The sequence below is a fragment of the Aliiglaciecola sp. NS0011-25 genome (genome assembly GCF_040370605.1).
Taxonomy (GTDB): Bacteria; Pseudomonadota; Gammaproteobacteria; order Enterobacterales; family Alteromonadaceae; genus Aliiglaciecola; species Aliiglaciecola lipolytica_A.
Genome location: NZ_BAABWR010000008.1, coordinates 93590 through 112426 on the forward strand (window position 1 = coordinate 93590; position 18837 = coordinate 112426).

The window sequence follows — 18837 nt, forward strand, 5'->3', positions numbered from 1 at the left end:
AAACCAAAGTTATGCATATTCATATTTTAGGGATTTGCGGCACCTTTATGGGTGGAATTGCCGCCATTGCCAAATCAATGGGACATCACGTAAGTGGTTCCGATGCCAATGTTTATCCGCCAATGAGCACTCAGCTAGAATCTTTAGGCATTCCACTGACCCAAGGGTTTGATCCAGCCCAGCTCAACCCTGAGCCCGATGTGGTGATTATTGGTAATGCAATGTCGCGGGGAAATCCATGTGTGGAAGCGGTGTTAAATCGCAATTTAAATTATATCAGTGGGCCACAGTGGTTATCTGAAAACGTATTAAAACAAAGATGGGTAATAGCTGCATCAGGCACCCATGGCAAAACGTCGACCGCCAGCATGATAGCGTGGGTACTCGAGTATGCAGAATTGCAACCTGGCTTTCTAATCGGCGGGGTTCCAGAAAATTTTGGAATTTCAGCTCGTTTAGGTGAATCACCATTTTTTGTTATTGAAGCAGATGAGTACGACAGTGCGTTTTTTGATAAACGTTCTAAGTTTGTGCACTACCATCCTCGTACCTTGGTGTTAAACAATTTAGAGTTCGACCACGCTGATATTTTTGAAAATTTGGCGGCGATACAAAAACAGTTTCATCATTTGATCCGAATATTGCCCGGTAATGGTTTGGCATTAGCACCGGCGAATGATGAAAATATAAAACAGGTTTTAGAACAAGGCTGTTGGACACCCGTTCAATATTTAGGCACGGATTGGCAAGTTGCAAATCAAACCGCTGATGGCAGTGAGTTTGATGTGTTATTGCAGAACAAAACTATTGGCCGGGTAAACTGGTCATTGATAGGGCAACACAATATTCACAACGGGATTATGGCCATTGCAGCGGCCCGTCATGCTGGCGTAAAGCCTGAATTGGCGATTGAAGCTTTGGCACAATTTGTTAATGCGAAAAGACGCATGGAGACCCGTGGTGTGGTAAATGACATTACCGTTTATGATGATTTCGCCCACCATCCCACTGCGATTGCAACCACGATCGATGGCTTAAGAAACAAAGTCAAAGAGGCACGTATTTTTGCCGTATTAGAGCCTCGTTCAGCCACCATGAAAATGGGGGTTCATCACAGCACGCTTGCTAATTCGTGGAAAAATGCAGATCAAGTACTACTGTTTCAACCAGACAATTTAGACTGGTCTTTACAGCAACTTACCGCAGAATCAGCTGTGCCGAGCCGAGTTTATGCTAGTGTTGACGACATTATCGAAACACTAATACACGAAGTGGCACCAGGCGATCATATTCTAATAATGAGTAACGGTGGCTTTGGCGGCATTCATTCACGTTTACTGGAACAGTTGGCCCAACATGAAATTTGAAAAACGAATTACATTAGCATTCACCGGGGCATCTGGCGCACCTTATGGTTTAAGGTTGCTGGAAACCTTAGTTGCAGCTAACTATCAAGTTTATTTACTCATATCTTCTGCCGCTAGAGTCGTTTTAGCGACCGAAGAAGACTTGAAAGTACCCGCCAATCCGAAAACCTGTAGTGAGTTTTTTACTAACCGTTTTGATGCTAAACCGGAACAAATAACCGTGTTTGGAAAAGACGAGTGGTTTTCTCCAGTAGCCTCCGGCTCTGCCGCCCCTAAACAAATGGTCGTGTGCCCTTGTTCAACTGGCTCACTGAGCGCTATTTCCACCGGTAAAAGTGACAACCTAATCGAACGCGCAGCAGATGTTGTGATAAAAGAAAGAGGACAATTAATTGTAGTTCCTCGGGAAATGCCACTATCCACCATTCACCTTGAACATATGCTCAAATTGTCGCAGATGGGCGTGACCATAATGCCTGCGGCGCCAGGGTTTTATCACCAACCTAAACGGATTGAAGATTTGGTCGACTTTGTGGTCGCACGGATCCTCGACCACTTAGATATTGACCAACAATTGATGCCTCGTTGGGGCTACCAAAAATAATAAAAAGAGATAGATATTTATGTCATATACCGCTTTTTTGCGTAAACATTCAAAATGGGCGCTGCTTGGAATCTGTTTATTTCAGAACAGCCAAGCCTTTGCGTGGGGGCAAACTGGTCATCGCGTCACCGCGAATATTGCGGAGCAGTATTTAAGCGCAGATGCGAAAGCAAAAATTGCAGCTATTTACCCAACCAAATCCTTAGCTGAAATATCGACCTTTGCAGATGAAATGCGCTCTGACCCTTCGGAGTTCTGGCAGAAAACTTCATCTCCTTGGCATTATGTTAGCGTCCCCGAAGGCAGCGATTATAGTGCCGCTAAACATGCCCCGTCACAAGGTGATGCTTACACGGCTTTGCTGTCATTTAGTGCGACCCTGAAAAACCCAGAAGCAACTTTGCAAGACAAACAATTAGCGCTGCATTTTATTGTCCATATTATCGGAGATTTGCATCAGCCATTACACGCTGGTGATGGCACAGACCGCGGTGGAAACGATGTCAAACTCGAGTTTTTTTGGGAAAACTCAAACCTGCACCGAGTTTGGGATAGCGGCATTATTGATAGACAACAATTGTCTTTCACAGAATGGACAAACTGGTTAACTCAAAAAATCTCACCCGAGATGGCAAAACAATGGCAAACCACTGATCCCAGAGTGTGGATCAAAGAAAGCATTCAATTGCGCAATAACATATACCCACAGGAAGAAAAATTAAGTTGGAGCTATCAATACCAACACCTACCTGAAGTTAAGCAAAGGTTGCAGATGGGTGGAGTGCGAATTGCTGCCTACTTGAATTCAATCTTGTAACCAACACCCTAACGAAGATTTATCGTAACAGCTGCCTATTCCCATTAGGCAGCTGCTAGCAAATAAGATTCACTGAATCATTCAAACTCATTCTATATCAAGCGGCTCTGGGGATAAAATAATGCCAGTGCTATCAGCATAAAGATGATCTTCAGGTAAAAAAGTGACACCACCAAAATTAACCGCTACATCAACTTCGCCGACTTGTTCAAATGCAGCGTTAACTGGAATAGACGCGACGGCATGAATACCAATATCTAATTCTTCAAGCTGATCGACTTCACGCACGCTGCCGTAACAAACAATGCCTTCCCAATCGTGCTCAATGGCAATTTGAGCCGTATTCACATCAATCAAGGCTCGACGAGTAGAACCGCCACCATCAATTAGTAAAACTTTGCCTTTACCAGGTTGAGACAATACTTTATCAATCAATCCCTTATCTTCATGGCATTTAACGGTTGTAATCTCACCACCGTAAGAAAGCCTACCACCATAATTAACAAATAAAGGGTCGACAACATCTACACTATCAGCAAATAAATCACACAGTTCAGACGTGTTGTATTCCATCAGAATATCCAACTCAAGCATTAAAGCTCTAGATTAAGTGTTACGAGCGAGTTTGTAAAACCTTAAGATTCGTTTTCTTCACTGTCACAAATATGACTTACATCTGTCACAAAGGTTTCGTATTTTTGTCAACTAGCGTTCATACACTAGGGTTACTTTTATTCGCAATGAGTACAAAATGTAAGAGTACCTAGAGATGAATGCATTTGGCAGAGCTGATACACATATATTCCGTTGGATTTTCGGTGTAACCGCCGGTCGCGATTGCCGAATAATTAAATACATCTCAAAAAGTGGCGACGGGCACGTTTATTTGCTGTTAGGCGTGCTGTTGTGCGTTTTCGACCCCAAAGATGGGGCGATATTCCTTTACACCTCATTATTAGCCTACGCTTTAGAATTACCCATATATGTGATTTTAAAAAAATTGTTTAAGCGTCAAAGGCCTTGCGATTTAATCTACAATTTTCGCTCTCACATTACTCCTTCGGATAAATTCAGCTTACCCTCAGGCCATACCGCAGCTGCTTTTTTGATGGCATCGCTATTGGCTCACTTCTATCCCAGCGTAGCTGTTTTAGTTTATATTTGGGCAAGCTTAATTGGATTATCCAGAGTCATGCTGGGTGTCCATTATCCTAGTGACATTGTTGCCGGTGCGTTTTTAGGTATCACTATTTCAATGTTAAGTCTTTCTATCCTTGTATAAGTAGTTTTAATGAAAATATTGTATGGCGTGCAAGGCACGGGTAATGGTCACATTGCTCGGGCGCGAATCATGGCGAAAGCTTTTGCCAAACGAGATGATATTGAAGTTGACTTCATATTTAGTGGTCGCGATCCCTCCCGTTACTTCGACATGGAAGTGTTTGGCAATTATCGCACTGTGACAGGATTAACGTTCATTACCGAAAATGGCGAGGTAAATCGCTGGGAAACGCTAAAACAAGCCAATATCAGACAATTTATACGGGATGTAAAACAACTCAATGTGGCCAAATACCATGTATTACTGAATGACTTCGAGCCAGTAACAGCTTGGGCCGCCAAAATGAAAGACCTATCGTCTATATCAATTAGTCACCAAGCAGCATTTAAACATAAAGTGCCTAAACAAGGTGAAGCTTGGACCGACAGAATGCTGATGCGCACGTTCGCTCCCTGCGATGTCAATTTGGGAGTCCATTGGTATCATTTTGGCTTCCCTATTATGCCTCCATTCATCGAAGAATCTTACAGCAAGGCAACCAAAGGCGAACATGTGCTGGTCTATTTGCCGTTTGAAAATGTAGAGGCCATCAAAGCGTTACTAGAAAAGTTTCCTAACGAAAAATTTGTTTGTTACCACCCAGATATAGACGGCCCTTTTGCAACTGCAAACAGCCAATGGCGACCACTTTCTAAACAAAGCTTCCAACAAGCTTTATTTGAATGTGCGGGAGTCATTGCAAATGGAGGTTTTGAGCTGTCTAGCGAATGTTTGCAATTAGGCAAAAAAATTCTGGTAAAGCCGCTGAAAAATCAATACGAACAAACATCCAACCGCGTCACACTAGAGCGCATGAACCGGTGTGACAGTATGGATAGTTTAGACCCAAACATCGTTTCAAAGTGGCTAAGTAAAGACTCACCGGAACCAATTACCTACCCAAATTCCCCAGACATACTAATCAACTGGCTACTGGAGGGGGATTACATGGATACCAAAAGACTGTGTGAGCAACTTTGGAAAATCACCCGTTTCCCAGAGTCAGTGCGCATGTCTTTAGCCAATGGCGCCTAACTCCAAATTTTGCAAATGTCGTTCAGATCAAAGTGGCTGTCCAAACATGCCCCTTTGGATGGCTGTCCTAACAAGTCCTTTTGGGTGGCTGTCCTAACAAGCTCCCTTGGATGGCTGTCCTAACATGCCCCTTTGGATGGCTGTCCTAACAAGCCCTGTCCTAACAAGTCCTTTTGGGTGGCTGTCCTAACATGCCCTTTTGGGTGGCTGTCCTATCATGCACCTTTGGGTGGCTGTCCAAACATGCCGGTCCTAACATGCCCCTTTGGATGGCTGTCCTAACAAGCCCTTTTGGATGCCTGTCCAAACATGCCCCCTTTGGGTGGCTGTCCTAACATGCCCTTTTGGATGCCTGTCCTAACAAGCCGGTCCTAACAAGAAAAAGTGCGGCGTCAGTTTAATGTGACAGCGACGTAAGTGACCTTGATTTAGAGGCAATTATTAATTTATTGCATGTCTTATCCCAAATCAGGCAGTGGCAATGCTTGTTTTTTTTGCTTTTGATGAGATGATATAGCCTTTCGTAATTGTTAGGTGATATCAGTGTTCAAAAATCTGTGTTTTGCGATTCGTATGCTTTCCTTATTGGCGTTCATTTTTATCATTTCAGGATGTGGGCTTAAGGGTGAACTAATTCATCCCACTGAGCAAAACTCACCCACCGCAGAGCAAAATTTAGATGACTCAGAGGAGCAGTCGTAGTTGGATTATTTTCAGTATCAAGACTCTACCCTTCACGCCGAAGATGTGCCGGTTCAACAGATTGCAGAGCAGTTTGGGACACCTTGTTATGTTTATTCCAGAGCAACAATAGAGCGTCACTGGCATGCTTTTGACAAAGCTGCAGGTAAGCATGCTCACCTGATTTGTTACGCGGTGAAAGCAAATTCCAATTTAGGTGTGCTTTCGGTCATGGCGAAGCTAGGCTCTGGTTTTGATATCGTCTCAAGCGGTGAATTATCTCGCGTAATTGAAGCCGGTGGTGATCCAACTAAAGTGGTATTTTCTGGAGTCGGTAAAACCGAACAAGAAATTGAATTTGCTCTGTCTAAAAACATTTTATGTTTTAACGTTGAGTCTGCTCCTGAATTAGAGCGGATCAATAAAGTTGCATCTAAACTCAATGTAGTCGCGCCAATTTCTATTCGCGTAAATCCCGATGTGGATGCTAAAACGCACCCCTATATTTCAACAGGGCTCAAAGCCAACAAATTTGGTATACCACGAGAAAACGCGGTTGCCATTTATAAGCTTGCCGCTAGCTATGAGCATTTAGAAATTAAAGGCATGGACTGTCATATTGGCTCACAACTCACCGATATAGTGCCATTCGTAGATGCACTAGACAGATTGTTATTACTGATTGATGAGCTGGCCGAACTGGGTATCACCATCAGTCACCTCGATGTCGGCGGTGGTTTAGGCGTGGCGTATAAAGATGAAACGCCGCCCCATCCCGATCAGTACGTTGAAGCACTTATGACGCGCATGCAGCAGCGCCCAGAGCTTAAGCTAATATTTGAACCTGGACGTGCGATTATGGCAAACGCAGGTATTCTCATCACCAAAGTAGAATTTATTAAACAAGGGGAAGAGAAAAACTTCGCCATAGTAGATGCCGCAATGAATGATTTAATTCGTCCAGCACTTTATTCAGCTTGGCAAAACATCATTCCTGCGGAACTGAGTACAGGCAAGCCTAAGGCAATCTATGACATCGTTGGTCCAATTTGCGAAACCGGAGATTTCATTGGTAAAGACCGAGAGCTGGAAATTGCTCCTAACGACTTGTTGGTTGTGCGCAGTGCAGGTGCTTACGGTTTTGTGATGGCGTCAAATTACAACAGCCGTTGTCGTCCAGCTGAAATAATTGTTGATAAAAACCAATTACATTTAGCACGTGAACGAGAAGTGTTATCTGACCTGTGGAAGGGTGAACACGTTATTTCGTAGCGATAACATGTAAATTAGTTACCTGAATTTACGTTGTTTTTAGTGTGTGTCGCAAATAGACTGCAAAATAGCTATTTTGGTCGCCGCATATGTAGGTTAATATAACCGTAACAAAACTTTTAGTAGTAATAATGCAAATTCAATTTTCTAAGATGCATGGTCTTGGCAACGATTTCGTCGTTATCGACAATGTCACGCAAAATGTATTTTTTTCGAAAGATAAAATTCAGCAATTGGCTGATAGAAACTTTGGCATAGGCTTCGACCAACTGTTGTTGGTTGAACCGCCTTATGATCCGGAACAAGACTTCCACTATCGTATTTTTAATGCCGATGGTTCGGAGGTTTCTCAGTGCGGCAATGGCGCAAGATGCTTTGCAAAGTTTGTAAAAATAAAGGGGTTAACTAACCGTAATAAAGTGGTGGTTAGTACTAAGTCTGGCAAGATAGTGTTGTATCTTGAAAAAGACGGCCAAGTCACCGTAAATATGGGACGCCCGATTTTCGAGCCAGCAAAGATACCTTTAAAAGCCAATAAAGAAGAAAAAATTTATTTGATTCGAGCGCAAGAGCAAACCTTTATGGTCGGTTCGGTGTCAATGGGGAATCCCCATTGCGTGCTTGAAGTTGATGACGTGCAAACTGCAGATGTAGAAAACATCGGCCCATTACTTGAAACCCATGACAGATTTCCTGAAAACGTCAATGTTGGGTTCATGCAAATAATCAACGAAAATCATATAAAACTGCGAGTACACGAACGCGGAGCAGGTGAAACTTTAGCTTGTGGAACGGGTGCTTGTGCAGCAGTGGCAATTGGTCAGATTCAAGGTAAACTAAGCAAAGATGTACAAGTTGACCTACCCGGTGGTACATTAAAAATACGTTGGCAAGGTAAAGACAATGTATTAAAAATGACTGGTCCTGCGGAACATATTTTTGATGGAACCCTCATAATATGAGTGATACAGCACAACAACAGGTAAATAGGGAAATGCTAACTAATTATGAAAAAGTGGCAGACGTCGTTAGCGATAAAGACGTAAAAGACTACTTGTTAGAGAATCCTGATTTTTTTGTTGAGTATCCAGAATTGGCGGAAAAACTCGTCATTTCTCATCAACAAAAAGGCAGCATTTCTCTGGTTGAGTTGCAATCAGAACAATTACGCAAGAATAATCGCGAATTGTCCCACAAGCTCAATCAACTCATTTCGATAGCGAAGCAAAACGAACAAATATACCGTATTTATGCAGATTTGAACCTTCAATTACTCAGTTGCCGATTTTTCAGCGAAGTCCAAGATGTACTTGAAGATGTTATGCGCCAAAAGCTACGATTATCCGCTGTCACGTTAAAATCGTTCAGCGGTGCCCATGCGTTACCAGAGATTCAACGCAAATTATTTATCGAAAAGCGTTTTAAACAAGACTGTTTTTTCTTCGGCCGCTTAAGCCAACATGAAAAGCAGTTGCTGTTCAAAGAAGGAAACGTTGAATCTGTCGCTCTTATGCTGCTAGGTGAAAAAGGCGAACTAGGAATTTTAGCCATTGGCAGTAAAGACCCAAGTCATTTCAATCCAGATATGGATACTTTACTGATCACTCAGTTGCAACAGTTCTTAAACGTACTGCTGCCAAACTTGGCTGGATATTAACCATGGACGCTCCAGCCTTAGACCACTGGCTGGAAAAATTTTTTTCGTTCATAAAATACGAAAGAAACCTTTCACCCAAAACAATAGAAAACTACCAGCGACAACTGCACTCGATAAGTGAACAGTTAGACATATCAAGTTGGTCTGAATTAACTACTCATCATATTAAATCTATTTTGAGTCAGGCTAGACGCAAAAATTTAGCCCCGCGCTCAATTGCATTGCGTTTGTCTGCATTACGCACGTTTTGCCAATTTCTAGTCGCTCAGAGTGTACTCAAAACTAACCCAGCGAAAGCCGTACAAACACCTAAACTTGGCAGGCCACTGCCGAAACACTTGAATGTAGACCAAGTTGGCCAATTACTGGAAATAGATCCAGAATCTGTGTTGGCGGTGCGTGACCGAGCAATGATGGAGCTAACGTACGGTTGTGGATTACGTTTAGCCGAATTGTCTGGCTTAAACTTGCAAGACATAGTCACCAAAGGTCAAATTAGAGTATTCGGTAAAGGTCGTAAAGAGCGTGTGATACCGGTTGGTAAGACAGCCATAACTTGGTTAAATAAATGGTTGGCGGTACGCAGTCAAATGACTCCCCCAGCCGACGAACAAGCGCTGTTTGTTAGTATGCACAAACGCCGCATAAGCCACCGTCAAATTGCCAAGCGAATGCAATTATGGGCACACAAACAACATATTGACCAAAAAGTAAATCCACACAAGTTGCGACATTCTTATGCCACTCATATGTTAGAATCCAGCGGAGATTTACGCGCAGTACAAGAGCTACTAGGTCATGCGAATTTGTCGACCACCCAAGTGTATACACACTTGGATTTTCAGCATTTATCCAAGGTGTACGACAATGCACACCCTCGGTCGCGAAAAAACAAATAGTAGTCAGACTTCCAGTATTGACGAATAAAAAACATTAAAAGGTTGAAGAATAGGTATTCCTGAATGAAATTTTATCGGAATTTTTCCCCAATAAAAGCCATTAGTTTTGATTTAGATGATACGTTGTATGACAACTATCCCTTTATTATGGAAGCTGAAAAAAAGCTACTTAGCTATTTGTCTGCTAGCTACCCAAAAACATCAGAGTTTTCCTACCAAGATTGGCAACAATTCAAACTAGAACATTTACAAAGTCAGCCTCAACTGGCCTCAGATATGGGGGCTTTACGCAAACATACATTACAAACAGGATTGCAAAAAGCGGGTTATCAAGATCACCATCTCAGCTCAGCGGTGGATGACTGTTTTGATTTCTTTTATCACCATCGCAGTAACTTTCAAGTGAACCAAGAAATATGTGCCTTGTTGTCTAAGTTGGCTAATAAACTCCCTTTGGTTGCTATCACCAACGGTAACGTGAACCTGCAACAGATTGGTATTAGTGAGTATTTTAGCCATTGTTTTAAAGCCAATTTGGAACGACCGATGAAGCCTCACGATGCGATGTTTACGCTGGCAAGTTCAACATTGAAAGTAGCTCCCAAAGAGATTCTACATGTGGGTGATAACTTAGAAAAAGATGTGATGGGCGCAATCAATGCGGGCATGCAAAGCGGTTGGTACGCCTACAACCGGAAAATGCATTTAACTCAAGAAAAGACCACAGTCCTTCCTCATGTTCAATTAGATGATTTGGAAGAGTTAAATTTATTGATTGAAAACTAAATACGGACAGTTCGCTCTTATAACACGAGGCTAAAGCACTCGCCTACAGATAAATAACCAAATACATTTTCGCCTTTGTAGCACGGGCTTCAGCTCTCAGTAAACAATTCAACCAATCCACGGCATAAATACCGTGCTACTAATGTCTGTAGCACGGGCTTCAGCCCGTGGAAAAGCGATGACAAACTCGGCCTAAAACACCCGCCTACAGGGGAATAACGAGACGCTTTATGGTCGACTTATCTGCCCAACCATTAATCTTCGTAAATATTTTGGTTCATTGTTTCACAAGGATTAGGACAACTAGGTACACCGACAATTTTCGCAGGCACTCCTGCAACTGTAACGTGCTTAGGAACGTTCTTGAGAACCACGCTACCAGCACCAACTTTAGCACCTGCACCAATCTCAATATTACCAAGAATTTTGGCCCCTGCTCCCACCATGACGCCCTGGCGTACTTTAGGGTGACGATCTCCTGACTCGTTCCCCGTTCCGCCTAACGTGACAGATTGTAGAATTGAAACATGATCCTCCACAACGGCAGTTTCACCAATAACAATACCAGTTGCATGGTCAAACATTACGCCTTTGCCAATCACTGCAGCAGGGTGGATATCAACACCAAAGACTTCAGAAGTTCTACTTTGCACAAACAAGGCTAACTGCTTGCGGTTTTTGGCCCATAAATAATGGGATAAACGATAAGCCTGAATCGCTTGAAAGCCTTTAAAATACAACAATACAGTGAGAATTTTATCTACTGCAGGATCTCGGGTTAACACAGCTTCAATGTCTTCGATTGCTGACTCTACAATTTCGGGACTCAATGTATAGGCTTGGTCAAGCACTTCGCGAATAGCGAGCGCGGGCATAACCTCATCTTGGATTTTATTCGAAAGAATAAAGCTCAGAGACGTCTCAAAGTTGTGGTGAGCGAGAATACAAGCATGCACATAGCTGGCTAAGAGAGGTTCGCTTTCCACTAATTCTTCAGCTTCAGCTTTTAATCTCTTCCAGAAATTATCGATTGGCATCTAGTTCTCCTCAATTGAATTCTACCCAAACTTAGGGTAAGTCACTTTTGTCTTATGTTAGTTTATTAGAACGGATGTGCGGGCAAAAACGTTCAAATACAAGCTCAGTTTGCATATTGCTGGGTAAAAGTCACAAAACCAGCCCTTTCGATGTATAAAAACACAGTATAACTGATATACTTCGTCTATTAATCAATAAATTTAAATAAGCTTGTTATGGATGTATCTCGACTTTTAGACCAACTTAACGATAAACAACGTGAAGTGGTGGCAGCACCCCCGTCCGATATGTTGGTTTTAGCCGGTGCCGGAAGTGGCAAAACTCGAGTGCTTGTGCATCGTATCGCTTGGTTAATGGAAGTTGAGCAACTTGCTCCTTTTAGCATTCTTGCCGTGACATTTACCAATAAAGCAGCCAGAGAAATGCGTGGTCGAGTAGAACGTTTAATGGGTTCTGGATTGCACACTATGTGGATTGGTACGTTTCACGGACTCGCCCATAGACTGCTTAGAACTCATTTCAAAGAGGCACGCTTACCTGAGAATTTTCAGATATTGGACTCTGATGACCAGTATCGATTAGTTCGTCGGGTGATTAAATCGCTTAATTTAGATGAAAAGAATTGGCAACCTAAATCGATTCAATGGTACATCAATGGCAATAAAGACGAAGGCCTGCGACCTGAGCACATAGATACTCAGGGTGATCCAACCAAACAAACCATGAAAGACATATACCAAGCTTATCAACAAACCTGTGATCGCTCAGGCTTGGTAGATTTTGCTGAGTTGTTGCTGCGCGCCCATGAATTGTGGCTGAACAACCCCGATGTACTCAAACATTACCAAAAACGTTTCCGCACAATTTTGGTCGATGAATTCCAAGACACTAACAACATCCAATATGCTTGGTTGCGCATTTTGAGCTGTGCAGACAACAACATGATGATTGTAGGTGACGATGATCAATCCATATACGGCTGGCGTGGCGCCAATGTGGAAAATATTCAGCACTTTTTGCGGGACTTTCCTAGCGCCAAGACAATTCGACTAGAACAGAACTATCGCTCAACAGGCAATATTCTCAAAGCCGCTAATGCGGTGATAGATAATAACCAAGGGCGACTAGGCAAAGATCTGTGGACTGAAGATGCCGAAGGCGAAGCCATTTCTATGTATGCAGGCTTCAATGAACTGGATGAAGCTCGATTTATTGTGGCACGGATTAAGGAATGGAGCGACAAAGGTGATGCGTTAGCAGATTGTGCCATTTTGTATCGCAACAACGCTCAATCCCGGGTTCTAGAAGAAGCTCTGTTACAGGAGTCGGTGGCGTATAGGATATACGGCGGATTACGCTTTTTCGAACGCCAAGAAATCAAAGATGCCCTAGCGTACCTAAGGCTGATTAATCAACCAATAGATGATGCAGCTTATGAGCGAGTTGTGAACACGCCAACTCGTGGGATTGGAGATAAAACCCTTGGATTAATTCGAGAAACAGCTCGTAATGAAGAGTTATCAATGTGGCAAGCCACCAATGACATGCTCCGTGAAAAGCGTTTTTCAGGAAGAGCAGCCACCGCACTTCAGCGCTTCGTCGAGTTAATATTGAAGTTACAAGTTGAAGTACAAGAGTTTGAATTAGACCAGCAAGCTGATCATGTCATCAAAAATTCAGGCCTATTTGCTATGTATCAGGCGGAAAAAGGTGAAAAAGCCCAAGCTCGTATCGAAAACCTTGAGGAACTCGTGACCGCTTGTAAGCAATTCGAAGCCCCTGAAGAGGCTGAAAACATGACTCCCTTATCAGCGTTCCTAGCCCACGCATCATTGGAAGCAGGTGAATCACAAGCCGATGCCCACCAAGACGCCGTGCAAATGATGACAATACATTCAGCAAAAGGCTTGGAATTTCCATTAGTTTTCTTAGCCGGTGTTGAAGAAGGTATGTTCCCCAGCCAGATGAGCCATGAAGAGCCCGGGCGCTTAGAGGAAGAACGCAGACTTTGTTATGTCGGTATGACCCGTGCGATGCAAAAACTATACATGACATATGCCGAATCAAGACGGTTATATGGCCAAGATAAATACCATACACCATCACGTTTTATCAAAGAAATTCCCAGTGAATGTATTGAGGAAGTGCGCCTGCGAACAACCGTCAGCCGCCCGATTCAAAACCGCTTTCAACCAGCAACATCGCATATGGCGTTTGAGTCTACCGGGTTTCAGCTAGGACAACGGGTCAAACATAGTAAGTTTCAAGAAGGAACCGTTTTAAATTACGAAGGAAGCGGTGAACATGCCCGAGTTGAAGTGAATTTTGACAACATAGGGACAAAGTGGCTAATGTTGGCCTATGCTAAATTGGAAAAAATTTAAAACGAACTGAATTGCCAATGAAATTTAAGGTTCTGTTAATAGAAGATAGTGAATCAAGTGTGCGCGTGCTCAAGCGTGTCATTGGCAAAGCTAACTTAGATGTAGTGTTAGCCAATACGTTAGCTCAAGCGAAAATCATTTTTGAAACTACCTCACCAGAGCTTTATTTGTGCGCTGTTGTTGGCTATTCCCTTCCCGACGCTCCTCATGGACAGGCAATTAATTTCACCATAGATGCCTTTATTCCTACCATTGTTATAACCAGTGGGGTTGAAGAGGATATTCGCGAGAATATTTTAGCCAAACCTGTAGTTGATTATATCCCTAAGCAAAACGCACAAATGTTCGAATATCTGAGCCGGCTATTAATCAGATTAGAAAAAAACAAACAGATTGGCGTGTTATTGGTAGATAAATCTAGGCGCGATCGCAATAAGCAATCTTCATTGATAGCCCGGCATAACTTCATCACTTACGAAGCCTCAAGCGCCGAACAAGCACTAACCCTGTTACAAAGACACCCACTTATAAAATTGATGTTAGTTGAAGAACAATTGGCCGATACGACAGGGTTGGAATTAGTCTCAGAAGCCAGAAAACTTTACGATAAAGATCAATTAAGCATTATTGGTTTGTCAACGAACATGAGCGCTTCGTTATTATCTCAATTCATAAAGAGTGGCGCGAATGATTTTTTACGAAAGCCTTATTGTCACGAAGAATTTTTTTGCAGAATCGTACAAAACGTCGAACATATCGAGCAGATAGAAGCCATTAGACAAGCGGCCAACTCAGATTATTTAACCGGACTCCCAAATCGCCGGCACTTCTTTAATAAAGTTAACAACACCATCCACCGTGGACAGGCACAAATGTCGTTAGCTTTAATCGACTTGGACAACTTCAAATTAATTAACGACTCTTTTGGCCATGACTTCGGAGATGTAGTGCTAAAAGAAGTTTCAAAGATAATTGTTCGCCACTTTTCATCTTTTCACTTCTCACGTTTCGGTGGCGAAGAGTTTTGTATTTTTATGGCGAATGTCGACCATGCTCATGCAGTTGAACTGCTAAATGCTTTTCGCGAAGACGTAAGTAAAAAAATAATAAAGAGTAAAGGTATTAGCCACTCATGCACATTGAGCGTTGGAGTGACGAGCCGCGCTAGTAAAAAAATAGAGTCGATGTTAACCGTAGCTGACGAACACCTTTATAAAGCCAAGGCCCAAGGTCGCAACCGAGTGATTGGCGACCTTGACTAAAAGCAGGGATAATTGTTACACCCCCATGCATTTCAAAGATTTACGATATGCCCGATAAGAATCAAAGCTAAAAATCACTAAAGCTAACCAAACAAATCCGAATGTGACTAAACGCGCCTCATGCAAGGGCTCGTCATACAAGTACACAGCCAAAATAAACATAATGCTAGGGCCGATATATTGGAAAAAGCCCAATGTAGAATATCGTATACGGCGAGCAGCCGCGGTAAAACATAATAAGGGTGCGGTTGTAATAATTCCTGCCCCTATTAATAATGCGTTTAGATCTGCATCATTACTGAATAGGTTACTCATTTGGGAAGCAAAAAACAGCCAATAGAAGATGGCAAATGGCAACATCATCATGGTTTCGATTAACAGTCCTGGCAAAGAATCTACTGCAACTTGCTTTCTGAGCAATCCATAAACACCAAAACTAGATGCCAGTAGCAAGGCAATCCAAGGTAGTTCCCCATAGGAAAACAGTAAGATTAAAACGCCGAAAAGTGCAATCGCCACAGCAATTTTCTGCATTCTCCGTAATCGCTCCCCTAAAAACATGCGACCTAAGAAGACATTAAGCAAAGGGTTAACATAGTAACCTAGGCTAGCATCGAGTAGATGACCATTGTTGACAGCCCAAATAAACAACAGCCAATTCCCAGCTAACAGTAATCCCGATATCAATAAAATTTTAATTACTCGTGGATTTTTTAATGCAGCTTGAACTTTTGGTAGCTGCTTTAAGGCCAATACTAAAACCACTAATAGCAGAGCAGACCAAATCACTCTATGTACGAGGATTTCTGCCGCAGGCATCACCATCAGCATTTTGAAATATAGTGGAGCAAAACCCCACATGGCATATGCAGCGACGGCGAAAATAACGCCTGCTTTCAACGATTTATCAGACATGAATTTACAACAACCAGAAAAATGAACTCGAAGTTTCGAGCGAATAATAACAAAACGTCAACAACGATTTGATTACAAAGAATTGAATATATGACGACAACCAACAATATGACACGATTTCACAATTAACATTAGGCCGCAATGCGCTTTAAAAGCCTCGGCGATATTAAATAAGCTTGCGGATATTTTATTGATCAAACCTGCAAGCAAAGAATCATTAAGATCCTCCGCGTAGATTTAATACCGACGTTTTTCGAAATCAATTTGAATCGCGAAATTGATTGATTTTATTCTACCGGTTGTTGTTCCATTCCGTACTTTTCTTTCATTAAGTAAGCGAAAGCGGTGCTAAAGGCCACTTCCTGAAACATTTTCAAACCTGTTTCTGAAAATAGCACGGGAATTGGATTACGTTTTAAAATTTCTTTGATAAACGTTGGCGCCAAAACTTCGACCTTTAATTCTTCAATTAATTGAATTGCCGCTTCCATTTTAAAACCAGCCGCACTGCCTGCAAACTTGCCTTTGGTTGGACGTTCACGAATAACCACAGCGTCAATCTTGTAGTCTTCCATCAATTTTTTAAATGTAAACTGAAATTCCCGAACTTCTTCTGTAGAATCCTGTTTAGGATAAGTTAACTTGCGCGCACGGCAATCTGGAATATGAAACACTTCGTTTTCCAAAGACAACAAACATAAATTGGCTTCACTACCTTTTAGTTCAACACCGCAAATTCTCATAACTTCTCCTAAACAATACACTTTTCACAATTATACCTCATGTTTCACCAAGTTATTGCAACAAAATATCTTCCATATCGAATCTGTTTGCTGACATTCTCACCAATTTGTTCTATTTTGATTTCATAACATGGACAGGCATCATTGAATACCAACTAATATTAACGTTTATCTTGGACAGGCATGTTCGTTTATTTTGGACAGGCACGTTTGAAGTTCATTTTAGACAGCCATGTTTGTGACATTTATTACTTTATCAGTCGCCAACAAAAGTGGCTGTCCAATAACTCATATCGTTAAACCATAAGGAGCGAGTATGTTTCGCCCAACTACAGTAGTAACACTTATTCTAACCTTGTTTTCCTCGGTAACTTTTGCGGAGAACATTGAAGAAGCATCTATACGTTTGTGTGATCATATTAAAGTTTGTGTGACAGAACAGATAGGAACAACAGATGGTATCCCTCCAGAAATGCGAGTGATGATAGATGGTGTAGTGGATAATATGTGTAAAAGTATGATGGATACAAACGCGGTTAAGGGAAACATGGATTTCGAAGATTCTGCCATTGCGTGTATAGACTCAATAACAGAATTAAGTTGCGCAGATATTGAAAGTGCAGGGCAAACCCCAGCCTGTTTAGCGTTCGAAAAGAAGCTGTCAGAACGCTATCCCAATCTAAAGAATAAATAAAATGACAAAAAAACCACCTTTAGAGGAAGCAAAGATACCGAAAGGTAGAGTTTCTCGATTTGCAAAAATGGGAAGTTTAGCTTCCCGGATTGCAGGGAATATGATTTCAGAGGGCGTTTCTGAGCTTGCTAAAGGTAACCGGCCAAAAGTAAAAGATCTGCTGCTGACACCGTCAAATGTCAAACGGGTAGCAGATCAACTTGCTCAAATGCGTGGCGCGGCCATGAAAGTTGGACAGTTAATTTCGATGGATGGCGGTGATGTGTTGCCCAAAGAATTATCTGATTTATTAGCTCGATTACGATCTGACGCTAAATCTATGCCTCGAGCAGAATTGATGACTGTCTTGGAATCACATTGGGGAGGTGAATGGCATTCGCAATTTATCCAATTTCAGTTGAACCCCATTGCATCTGCTTCTATTGGCCAAGTTCACAAAGCAATTGACAGTAATTTGCGACGATTAGCGATTAAGGTCCAGTATCCAGGAATTAAAGAGAGTATCAACAGCGATGTAGATAACGTCGCGAGTTTAATAAAATTATCAGGCCTTCTACCTAAGGGAATAAATATTGGACCACTTTTATCTGAAGCTAAAGCGCAATTGCACGAAGAAGCTAATTACATTTTAGAAGGTAAACGCTTAAAACAGTACGGTTCTTTATTAGGAACTGACGACAGGTTTGTAATTCCTCACTGGATGCCGGAATTAAGTAGCGAGACTGTGTTAGCCATGACTTTTTTAGATGGAGAACCAATTGAAAATCTCAGTGAAGCAAGTCAAACACTGCGAAACAAAGTCGTAAGCGACCTTTTTTCACTATTTTTCAGAGAGTTATTTGAGTTTCAACTTATTCAAACCGATCCGAATTTTGCAAATTTTTTGTATGATAACGACGCTGAAAAGATTGTATTGTTAGATTTTGGCGCAACGAGAGAATACAACAAGTCTATGGCTCAGGCGTATCTCCAGTTAATGCAAGCTGGATATCGAAACGACAAAAATGGAGTCGCTGATAATGCGTTGGAATTAGGCTTAATGACCACTACCCTTTCAGAAAAAACACAAGTCGATATAACTGAAATGTGTTACTTATCCTGTGAGCCACTTTATTTAGAGGGGGGCTACGATTTTTCAACTAGCGATTTGTTAGATCGATTAAGGGTAATCGGCACCCAAATGAGTATAGACAAAAGCTATGTGCATACGCCCCCTGTAGATACTATTTTCTTGCACCGAAAGCTAGGCGGCTTATTTTTGTTAGCGATGAAACTCAAAGCTAAGGTAGATTTACGTTCTATATTTGAACCTTATTTGGATTATCGAATTTAAACCTACTCTATTTTTACACTGGAATAATT

The 18837-nt window shown here is 42.0% G+C and carries 19 protein-coding genes; 15 read left to right on the forward strand and 4 right to left on the reverse strand.

Annotation, left to right across the window (positions count from 1 at the left end):
- Nucleotides 1–11: 11 nt before the first annotated feature.
- From mpl to ABWV72_RS08765, 3 genes are read left to right on the forward strand one after another with little or no spacing between them, the layout of a single operon-like run.
- Nucleotides 12–1367, forward strand: coding sequence for a UDP-N-acetylmuramate:L-alanyl-gamma-D-glutamyl-meso-diaminopimelate ligase (gene mpl / locus ABWV72_RS08755; RefSeq protein ID WP_353370032.1), 1356 nt, complete (start codon nucleotides 12–14; stop codon nucleotides 1365–1367).
- On the forward strand, nucleotides 1357–1971 hold the full coding sequence (locus ABWV72_RS08760; RefSeq protein WP_216050507.1) for a flavin prenyltransferase UbiX: 615 nt from the start codon (nucleotides 1357–1359) through the stop codon (nucleotides 1969–1971). Before mpl ends, ABWV72_RS08760 begins: the two co-directional genes overlap by 11 nt.
- A gap of 19 nt (nucleotides 1972–1990) precedes the next feature.
- A complete protein-coding gene (locus ABWV72_RS08765; protein ID WP_353370035.1) occupies nucleotides 1991–2788 on the forward strand; it encodes a S1/P1 nuclease in 798 nt (265 codons plus the stop codon).
- Nucleotides 2789–2875: 87 nt separating this feature from the next.
- Here ABWV72_RS08765 and rraA read toward each other — a convergent pair whose 3' ends face one another.
- Entirely contained in the window at nucleotides 2876–3361 is a 486-nt protein-coding gene (gene rraA, locus ABWV72_RS08770) for a ribonuclease E activity regulator RraA (protein WP_216050592.1), read from the reverse strand.
- 196 nt (nucleotides 3362–3557) lie between these two features.
- Here rraA and ABWV72_RS08775 point away from each other — a divergent pair, with 196 nt between their 5' ends.
- The 8 genes from ABWV72_RS08775 to ABWV72_RS08810 all read left to right on the forward strand — a co-directional run bounded on the left by ABWV72_RS08775 (nucleotide 3558) and on the right by ABWV72_RS08810 (nucleotide 10439).
- Nucleotides 3558–4070, forward strand: coding sequence for a phosphatase PAP2 family protein (locus ABWV72_RS08775; protein ID WP_216050509.1), 513 nt, complete (start codon nucleotides 3558–3560; stop codon nucleotides 4068–4070).
- 9 nt (nucleotides 4071–4079) lie between these two features.
- The gene (locus ABWV72_RS08780) at nucleotides 4080–5144 is read left to right on the forward strand and encodes an MJ1255/VC2487 family glycosyltransferase (RefSeq protein ID WP_353370037.1); all 1065 of its coding nucleotides are present in this window, start codon (nucleotides 4080–4082) and stop codon (nucleotides 5142–5144) included.
- 543 nt (nucleotides 5145–5687) lie between these two features.
- Nucleotides 5688–5846, forward strand: a complete 159-nt coding sequence (locus ABWV72_RS08785) for an LptM family lipoprotein (RefSeq protein ID WP_216050511.1) — start codon at nucleotides 5688–5690, stop codon at nucleotides 5844–5846.
- Complete coding sequence (gene lysA, locus ABWV72_RS08790) at nucleotides 5847–7097, forward strand: diaminopimelate decarboxylase (protein ID WP_216050512.1); 1251 nt, start codon at nucleotides 5847–5849, stop codon at nucleotides 7095–7097.
- 131 nt (nucleotides 7098–7228) lie between these two features.
- Nucleotides 7229–8059 carry a diaminopimelate epimerase gene (dapF, locus tag ABWV72_RS08795; RefSeq protein WP_216050513.1) on the forward strand — a complete coding sequence of 277 codons (831 nt, stop codon included), beginning with the start codon at nucleotides 7229–7231 and terminating at the stop codon, nucleotides 8057–8059.
- Nucleotides 8056–8754, forward strand: a complete 699-nt coding sequence (locus tag ABWV72_RS08800; protein WP_353370040.1) for a DUF484 family protein — start codon at nucleotides 8056–8058, stop codon at nucleotides 8752–8754. The genes dapF and ABWV72_RS08800 overlap by 4 nt, the downstream gene beginning before the upstream one ends.
- A gap of 2 nt (nucleotides 8755–8756) precedes the next feature.
- The gene (gene xerC, locus ABWV72_RS08805) at nucleotides 8757–9653 is read left to right on the forward strand and encodes a tyrosine recombinase XerC (protein ID WP_216050515.1); all 897 of its coding nucleotides are present in this window, start codon (nucleotides 8757–8759) and stop codon (nucleotides 9651–9653) included.
- A gap of 63 nt (nucleotides 9654–9716) precedes the next feature.
- Nucleotides 9717–10439 carry an HAD-IA family hydrolase gene (locus ABWV72_RS08810; RefSeq protein WP_353370043.1) on the forward strand — a complete coding sequence of 241 codons (723 nt, stop codon included), beginning with the start codon at nucleotides 9717–9719 and terminating at the stop codon, nucleotides 10437–10439.
- Between the two features lie 254 nt (nucleotides 10440–10693).
- Here ABWV72_RS08810 and cysE read toward each other — a convergent pair whose 3' ends face one another.
- Nucleotides 10694–11476: a serine O-acetyltransferase gene (cysE, locus tag ABWV72_RS08815; RefSeq protein ID WP_353370045.1), complete on the reverse strand. Its 783-nt coding sequence runs from the start codon at nucleotides 11474–11476 to the stop codon at nucleotides 10694–10696.
- Between the two features lie 216 nt (nucleotides 11477–11692).
- Between cysE and uvrD the strand changes: the two genes are divergently transcribed.
- On the forward strand, nucleotides 11693–13861 hold the full coding sequence (gene uvrD, locus ABWV72_RS08820) for a DNA helicase II (protein ID WP_353370047.1): 2169 nt from the start codon (nucleotides 11693–11695) through the stop codon (nucleotides 13859–13861).
- 17 nt (nucleotides 13862–13878) lie between these two features.
- A complete protein-coding gene (locus ABWV72_RS08825) occupies nucleotides 13879–15123 on the forward strand; it encodes a diguanylate cyclase (RefSeq protein ID WP_353370049.1) in 1245 nt (414 codons plus the stop codon).
- A gap of 15 nt (nucleotides 15124–15138) precedes the next feature.
- Here ABWV72_RS08825 and rarD read toward each other — a convergent pair whose 3' ends face one another.
- Entirely contained in the window at nucleotides 15139–16038 is a 900-nt protein-coding gene (rarD, locus tag ABWV72_RS08830; RefSeq protein ID WP_216050520.1) for an EamA family transporter RarD, read from the reverse strand.
- 287 nt (nucleotides 16039–16325) lie between these two features.
- On the reverse strand, nucleotides 16326–16781 hold the full coding sequence (locus ABWV72_RS08835; protein ID WP_216050521.1) for a DUF3010 family protein: 456 nt from the start codon (nucleotides 16779–16781) through the stop codon (nucleotides 16326–16328).
- A 316-nt stretch (nucleotides 16782–17097) separates the two neighbouring features.
- On the opposite strand from ABWV72_RS08835, the gene ABWV72_RS08840 reads away from it, so the two are divergent.
- Together ABWV72_RS08840 and ABWV72_RS08845 are read left to right on the forward strand one after the other, a co-directional pair.
- On the forward strand, nucleotides 17098–17475 hold the full coding sequence (locus ABWV72_RS08840) for a hypothetical protein (protein ID WP_216050522.1): 378 nt from the start codon (nucleotides 17098–17100) through the stop codon (nucleotides 17473–17475).
- 1 nt (nucleotide 17476) lies between these two features.
- Nucleotides 17477–18808, forward strand: coding sequence for an ABC1 kinase family protein (locus ABWV72_RS08845; protein WP_353370052.1), 1332 nt, complete (start codon nucleotides 17477–17479; stop codon nucleotides 18806–18808).
- Nucleotides 18809–18837 lie beyond the last annotated feature (29 nt).

Excerpts from the sequence above, each read along its gene's own strand:
- dapF (WP_216050513.1), top strand. The coding sequence starts at position 7,229 with ATGCAAATTCAATTTTCTAAGATGCATGGTCTTGGCAACGATTTCGTC.
- mpl (WP_353370032.1), top strand. The coding sequence starts at position 12 with ATGCATATTCATATTTTAGGGATTTGCGGCACCTTTATGGGTGGAATT.
- ABWV72_RS08780 (WP_353370037.1), top strand. The coding sequence starts at position 4,080 with ATGAAAATATTGTATGGCGTGCAAGGCACGGGTAATGGTCACATTGCT.
- rraA (WP_216050592.1), bottom strand. The coding sequence starts at position 3,361 with ATGGAATACAACACGTCTGAACTGTGTGATTTATTTGCTGATAGTGTA.
- ABWV72_RS08765 (WP_353370035.1), top strand. The coding sequence starts at position 1,991 with ATGTCATATACCGCTTTTTTGCGTAAACATTCAAAATGGGCGCTGCTT.
- ABWV72_RS08800 (WP_353370040.1), top strand. The coding sequence starts at position 8,056 with ATGAGTGATACAGCACAACAACAGGTAAATAGGGAAATGCTAACTAAT.
- ABWV72_RS08840 (WP_216050522.1), top strand. The coding sequence starts at position 17,098 with ATGTTTCGCCCAACTACAGTAGTAACACTTATTCTAACCTTGTTTTCC.
- rarD (WP_216050520.1), bottom strand. The coding sequence starts at position 16,038 with ATGTCTGATAAATCGTTGAAAGCAGGCGTTATTTTCGCCGTCGCTGCA.
- ABWV72_RS08845 (WP_353370052.1), top strand. The coding sequence starts at position 17,477 with ATGACAAAAAAACCACCTTTAGAGGAAGCAAAGATACCGAAAGGTAGA.
- uvrD (WP_353370047.1), top strand. The coding sequence starts at position 11,693 with ATGGATGTATCTCGACTTTTAGACCAACTTAACGATAAACAACGTGAA.
- ABWV72_RS08810 (WP_353370043.1), top strand. The coding sequence starts at position 9,717 with ATGAAATTTTATCGGAATTTTTCCCCAATAAAAGCCATTAGTTTTGAT.
- ABWV72_RS08775 (WP_216050509.1), top strand. The coding sequence starts at position 3,558 with ATGAATGCATTTGGCAGAGCTGATACACATATATTCCGTTGGATTTTC.
- xerC (WP_216050515.1), top strand. The coding sequence starts at position 8,757 with ATGGACGCTCCAGCCTTAGACCACTGGCTGGAAAAATTTTTTTCGTTC.
- ABWV72_RS08760 (WP_216050507.1), top strand. The coding sequence starts at position 1,357 with ATGAAATTTGAAAAACGAATTACATTAGCATTCACCGGGGCATCTGGC.
- ABWV72_RS08835 (WP_216050521.1), bottom strand. The coding sequence starts at position 16,781 with ATGAGAATTTGCGGTGTTGAACTAAAAGGTAGTGAAGCCAATTTATGT.
- cysE (WP_353370045.1), bottom strand. The coding sequence starts at position 11,476 with ATGCCAATCGATAATTTCTGGAAGAGATTAAAAGCTGAAGCTGAAGAA.
- ABWV72_RS08825 (WP_353370049.1), top strand. The coding sequence starts at position 13,879 with ATGAAATTTAAGGTTCTGTTAATAGAAGATAGTGAATCAAGTGTGCGC.